This window comes from Microcystis sp. M53598_WE2 (assembly GCF_030067735.1).
GTDB lineage: Bacteria > Cyanobacteriota > Cyanobacteriia > Cyanobacteriales > Microcystaceae > Microcystis > Microcystis aeruginosa.
Window position 1 is genome coordinate 1 of the sequence record NZ_JASJFE010000471.1, and the last position, 5173, is coordinate 5173.

Annotated in this window: 6 protein-coding genes and 1 pseudogene; 6 read left to right on the forward strand and 1 reads right to left on the reverse strand. The window is 42.7% G+C overall.

Annotation, left to right across the window (positions count from 1 at the left end; translation table 11 throughout):
- Window positions 1-117 precede the first annotated feature (117 nt).
- The 4 genes and pseudogenes from PX636_RS09785 to PX636_RS09800 all read left to right on the forward strand — a co-directional run.
- A pseudogene (locus PX636_RS09785) lies at window positions 118-255 on the forward strand (ParA family protein); the annotation flags it as partial.
- Window positions 252-944 carry a Rho termination factor N-terminal domain-containing protein gene (locus tag PX636_RS09790; protein WP_002783545.1) on the forward strand — a complete coding sequence of 231 codons (693 nt, stop codon included), beginning with the start codon at window positions 252-254 and terminating at the stop codon, window positions 942-944. The pseudogene PX636_RS09785 and the gene PX636_RS09790, both read left to right, overlap by 4 nt.
- Before the next feature lie 224 nt (window positions 945-1168).
- Window positions 1169-1372: a type II toxin-antitoxin system HicB family antitoxin gene (locus tag PX636_RS09795; protein ID WP_002776494.1), complete on the forward strand. Its 204-nt coding sequence runs from the start codon at window positions 1169-1171 to the stop codon at window positions 1370-1372.
- 14 nt (window positions 1373-1386) lie between these two features.
- Window positions 1387-1593, forward strand: a complete 207-nt coding sequence (locus tag PX636_RS09800) for a type II toxin-antitoxin system HicA family toxin (RefSeq protein WP_012266944.1) — start codon at window positions 1387-1389, stop codon at window positions 1591-1593.
- Between the two features lie 254 nt (window positions 1594-1847).
- Here PX636_RS09800 and PX636_RS09805 read toward each other — a convergent pair whose 3' ends face one another.
- Complete coding sequence (locus tag PX636_RS09805) at window positions 1848-2564, reverse strand: lysophospholipid acyltransferase family protein (RefSeq protein WP_272076167.1); 717 nt, start codon at window positions 2562-2564, stop codon at window positions 1848-1850.
- A 155-nt stretch (window positions 2565-2719) separates the two neighbouring features.
- On the opposite strand from PX636_RS09805, the gene metG reads away from it, so the two are divergent.
- Together metG and PX636_RS09815 are read left to right on the forward strand one after the other, a co-directional pair.
- Window positions 2720-4333 (forward strand): methionine--tRNA ligase, encoded by a 1614-nt coding sequence (metG, locus tag PX636_RS09810; RefSeq protein ID WP_288116966.1) that lies wholly within the window; start codon window positions 2720-2722, stop codon window positions 4331-4333.
- Window positions 4334-4433: 100 nt separating this feature from the next.
- Entirely contained in the window at window positions 4434-5039 is a 606-nt protein-coding gene (locus PX636_RS09815) for a LabA-like NYN domain-containing protein (protein WP_002739868.1), read from the forward strand.
- Window positions 5040-5173: the final 134 nt, after the last annotated feature.

A 5173-nucleotide genomic window follows, 5' to 3' on the forward strand; every position in this document is an offset into this window, starting at 1 on the left:
TAACCTGTTTGTGCCTTAAGTCTTTCCCTGTATGAATTTCAGCTACTTTTGAGCGTAGTTGCTCTCATCGAATTTTATTTTAAGTTAATTATTTGCATAACAATTCCCGAAGAGCCTAAAAATTTACATATTCATCACCTGCCAGAATACGCTATTATAGCCAGTGCTGCTTTTGAGCGCGTGCCAGCCGTTTATAAACATCGTTCCGTTTATGACTACTACAAAGACTTAGCAAAGGAGTATTTTTTACAATGATGGAATATACCGATATTGGTACTTTAAAGTATCTCTACTTAGATGAAATAGAAATTACCAATGGGACCGATGCTGATAGTTTTTTAATTGAAGCTACTGCTAAACTATTGCAGCAGACAAGTGGACGCAACTGGCTGCCTGTAATCGTCAAAGAACTATCAGAGGATCGCTATGAAGTTATCGGCAACTCATTTGTTTATGCTGTGGCTGAAAGGGCTGGACTAGAAAGAATTTGGTGTATTATTGCCGATGGAACAGAAGATGCTAGGAATATATCCAGAGTTTTGGCAAGAGAAGAAACCCCAAAACTAAATCTGTCAACAGCTTCAAGAGAAGAAATTAAATCTGCTTTACAGTTCTTAATTGAACAACCGAATAGCCCCCTAAAAACAGTTAAATTAGCTACTGCTACTGCTAGGATTGATGAGGCTCCCCGTCAATTCTGGAAGAGTTTAGATTCAATTGTTGCCCTCAAGTGTGGAATTACAAAAGGGAAGGGATTAGATTTACTCAAAACTGTCTTTTATCTCACTCCTCAATCTCAACAAGATGCAGTGATTGAGGAGTTTTCAGAAGAAACTCTCAAACTCAAGACTGTTTCCGAATTAAAGACTCTAGCCAAAGAAAAAGGAATTGTTGGTTTAAGCAAGATGAAGAAAGCAGAGCTAGTCAGAATATTAGCGCAATAAGAAAAAGGAGTATCAACCAAAGTGAATGATCAATTATGAATTATCAATTGCTAGAAGATATTGAAAGTGAATTAAAATGGCAGCAAAGCCTTTCTAACGAAGATATGGAATTGGGAGCTTTTTCAACGTGAACCACTATCGAGTCATCCCGGACTTGAGCATTGATTATGCTTGTGGAGTCCATCTGTTATCATCTTGGGTAGTTCTCTAAGGATTTAGTCCCTATGAAATGGCGAGTGATACTTGAACCCGATCCCGATACAAACGAATGGGCAATTTGGTGTCCGGAACTGCCCGGATGCACATCTGCCGGTATTACACAAGAGGAAGCTCTCAATAATATACGCGAAGCGATCGAGCTTTATTTACAACCTGATGCTATCGACCTTCTACCAGGAGCAGTAATCCGTGAGGTTATGGTGGGATGACTCGACTCAGGAGAATGAATGCTGACGAGGTTGAGCGCATATTACGCAAGTATAACTTTGAACTGATCTCTCAGAAGGGTAGTCATAGAAAATGGCGTGGTAGGGATCAAGATACTCAAGTTATCGTACCTTACCATCAAGGGAGAGATTTACCTACTGGAACATTGCGTAACATCATGATTACAGCCATGATCCCAGAAGGAGAGTGGAAATCTCCATAAACTTCATCTAAAGTCCATCTGTCTAACCAATCACTGCACCCGACCGATAGTTAGACTGATAATATCATTCAAGGTTGGGCTTCGGCCGTGAGCTTTTGCCGAACGGTTGAAGCATGAAACCCAACGCCCGATCATGTTAGGCTACTGCTAACCCATCCTACAAATAATTGTGTCTCCCTACTTATAACAAATCACTCCAGTATCAATTATGAGTTAGGAAGTGGGAAGAAAAAAGCTGCCGACTGCCTCCTGACTTACCCTTTCAGCAATAAATCGCCAATTTCCGACTGGCAATGACCAATTAAACGATTAAGGGCTTTTTTTCCTTGTTTACCTTGATAATCTGAGCGATCGCTTTCAGTAATTCCATAGGGACGACCGATCGCCACCTTGACACGATGATAAAATACAACGGGATGCCAACCATCTTGATCAAACAAAGGTTCCGTGGTATCTAACCAGCGCAGCAAACGCACGGGAAAAGGACTAATAACAGTTTCCGACTCGGAGAGAATAGCCACAGGTAAGACAAATAAATTCTCCACGGGACAACGCAGGGCTAAATGGGCAAATCCGCTCTGAAAACGGCTAATTTGACGAGGAGCAGTCAAATTTAACATCGGCGATCCACCTTCTGGAAATAAACCGATCCATCGTCCGGACTGTAAAAAATCCGTTGCTTGCCGAAAAAAAGTCCGGTGGCGCTTTTCGGGGGTATCAAAGGGAAAACAGCCCAATTCTCCGATTAATTCCCGCAAAAGCGGCGTTTTTCCCATGTAGTGATGACAGGCGATCGGGAGAGTTTTGCCCAAAGCTTGAATTAAGATCGGCGCGTCCAAAAAGCTACGATGGTTACTTACCACGATCGCCACTCCTTGGCCGGGTAGATTTTCTTGACCGACGGTAAACAGACTCGTGCGCGTGGTATCAAGAATTAAACGAGAGGTGGATAGGGGGGTAAGCAGCTTCATGGAAAAAAAAAATCGGCCTTAAGATTGTTTTTATTGACTTAGATCACAACTAAAGGATAAAACAGAATTAGAGGATCATAAAATATAGGGATTATGTCCCAATCATCTACGGATCAGCCTCGGGGCAGCCTCGTCTATTTAAAAAAATAAATTTCATGAATGATTTAAATGAGCGAAAAACATTTGCTTTAACAACACCTCTTTATTATGTCAACGATATCCCTCACATCGGCAGTGCTTACACAACGATCGTAGCGGATGTTATGGCACGATGGCAGCGGTTACAGGGCAATTCTGTCCTCCTAATTACAGGAACCGACGAACACGGACAGAAAATCGAACGGACTGCGGCGGCCAAAGGACTCAATCCCCAGGAACACTGCGATCGCATTGCCACCAGTTTTGCCCATCTCTGGGCAAAGCTACAGATCCAGTATGATCGCTTTAGTCGCACCACTGCCCCCCGTCATCAGGCAATTGTTAACGAATTTTTTGAAAGAGTCTGGGAAAAGGGCGATATCTATCTCGATCGCCAACAGGGTTGGTATTGCGTCGCCTGTGAAGAATTTAAGGAAAAAAGAGAACTGTTAGATAATGGCTGTTGTCCCATTCATACTAATCTGGCCGCCGAATGGCGCGATGAGGAAAACTATTTTTTCCGTCTCTCTAAGTATCAGGCACAACTAGAACAATTTTACCAAGAACAACCCGATTTTATTCAACCGGAAAGCCGACGTAATGAGGTTCTCAACTTCGTCAACCAAGGACTACAGGACTTCTCCATCTCTAGGGTTAATGTCGCTTGGGGGTTTCCCATTCCCCACGATGGTCAGCATACCATCTACGTTTGGTTTGATGCCCTTCTTGGCTATGTTACCGCCCTTCTCGACCCCGAAGACGAACCCACCCTAGAAAATGCCTTGGCCAAATGGTGGCCGATCGATCTGCATCTGATCGGTAAAGATATATTAAGATTCCATGCCATTTATTGGCCAGCTATGCTAATGTCGGCGGGTTTACCCTTGCCCAAAAGAGTATTCGGCCACGGCTTTTTGACCAAAGACGGGCGGAAAATGGGCAAAAGTCTCGGTAATACCCTCGATCCCTTCGATTTGGTTGATCGCTACGGGGCCGATGCCGTCCGTTACTATTTCGTTAAAGAGATTGAATTAGGACAGGATGGCGATTTTCAGGAAACCAGATTTGTTAATATTCTTAACGCGGATTTAGCCAACGATTTAGGCAACCTCCTCAATCGCACCCTAGGCATGGTTAAAAAATACTGCCAAAATATCCCCCCCCAGTTGACTGGCGTAGATATCCCGAACGATAATCGTCTTAAGAATATGGGGATCAATCTAGGGGTCATTGTTGAACAGAAGTATGATGCGCTACAATTTAATCAAGCCTGTGAGGAAATATTGGCGTTAATTCGCGCTAGTAACAAGTTTATCGATGAGAGTGCGCCCTGGAGTTTATTTAAACAGAAACAACAGGCAGCAGTAGAACAAGTCCTCTACGCAGTTTTGGAATCAGTAAGACTCTCTGCCTACCTACTCTCACCGATAATACCGACCTTGAGCAGTAAAATTTATCAACAACTAGGTTTTGTTATTGATTTTAATACTTTCAGGTCGGAGGATGGGGAAGACCCCCCTGATGGTGTCTCTTTTTCCCAACACTGTCAATGGGGATTACCCACAAATCCACAACTAGGAACACCTGAACCGATCTTTTCTAAACTAGAACTGCCGTTAAACGATTCCTAAAGGAATTTTTTAATAACTCTATTTTTTAAGGTCTGTTGTCCTTTCGGATACAACTGGCAAACAATCAACACTAAACTTTTAACAAACGAGGAAAAATAAAATGTTTGATGATTATGACACGGCCCCAGTCTTCACCCCCGAACAAGTGCTAGAAAATCGCGGTCGTGTGGCGATTTTCATCGATGGTTCTAATTTATTTTATGCGGCTCTGCAATTAGGTATCGAAATTGACTACACCAAATTACTTTGTCGTTTAACTGCCGGTTCTCGTCTCTTGCGCGCCTTCTTTTATACTGGAGTTGATCGCACTAACGAAAAACAGCAGGGATTCCTCCTCTGGATGCGTCGCAACGGTTATCGAGTCATCGCTAAAGATCTAGTACAATTGCCCGATGGTTCCAAAAAAGCCAATCTTGACGTGGAAATTGCCGTGGATTTAATGGCTCTAGTGGGTTCCTATGATACCGCAGTAATTGTCAGTGGTGATGGGGATTTGGCCTATGCTGCCGATTCCGTCAGTTACCGTGGTGCGCGAGTGGAAGTGGTTAGTTTGCGATCGATGACCAGTGATAGTTTAATTAATGTAGCCGATCGCTATGTTGATCTAGATCAAATTAAAGAAGAAATTCAAAAAACCAGCAAACATCACGTTGGTTATAATAATTTCCCCGTCAGCGTCTTGGATCAAGATCGTAGCAGTCGCTAGAACAATTCAGCAAAAATCAAGTTTAAGGTGGGTAATTCCCACCTTTTTCAGTTATCAGTTATCAGTTATCAGTTATCAGTTATCAGTTATCAGTTATCAGTGATCAGTTATCAGTTATCAGTGACCAGTTATCA

Coding starts and splice junctions, on each gene's coding strand:
- PX636_RS09815 (WP_002739868.1), top strand. CDS start 4,434: ATGTTTGATGATTATGACACGGCCCCAGTCTTCACCCCCGAACAAGTG.
- PX636_RS09790 (WP_002783545.1), top strand. CDS start 252: ATGATGGAATATACCGATATTGGTACTTTAAAGTATCTCTACTTAGAT.
- metG (WP_288116966.1), top strand. CDS start 2,720: ATGAATGATTTAAATGAGCGAAAAACATTTGCTTTAACAACACCTCTT.
- PX636_RS09795 (WP_002776494.1), top strand. CDS start 1,169: ATGAAATGGCGAGTGATACTTGAACCCGATCCCGATACAAACGAATGG.
- PX636_RS09800 (WP_012266944.1), top strand. CDS start 1,387: ATGAATGCTGACGAGGTTGAGCGCATATTACGCAAGTATAACTTTGAA.
- PX636_RS09805 (WP_272076167.1), bottom strand. CDS start 2,564: ATGAAGCTGCTTACCCCCCTATCCACCTCTCGTTTAATTCTTGATACC.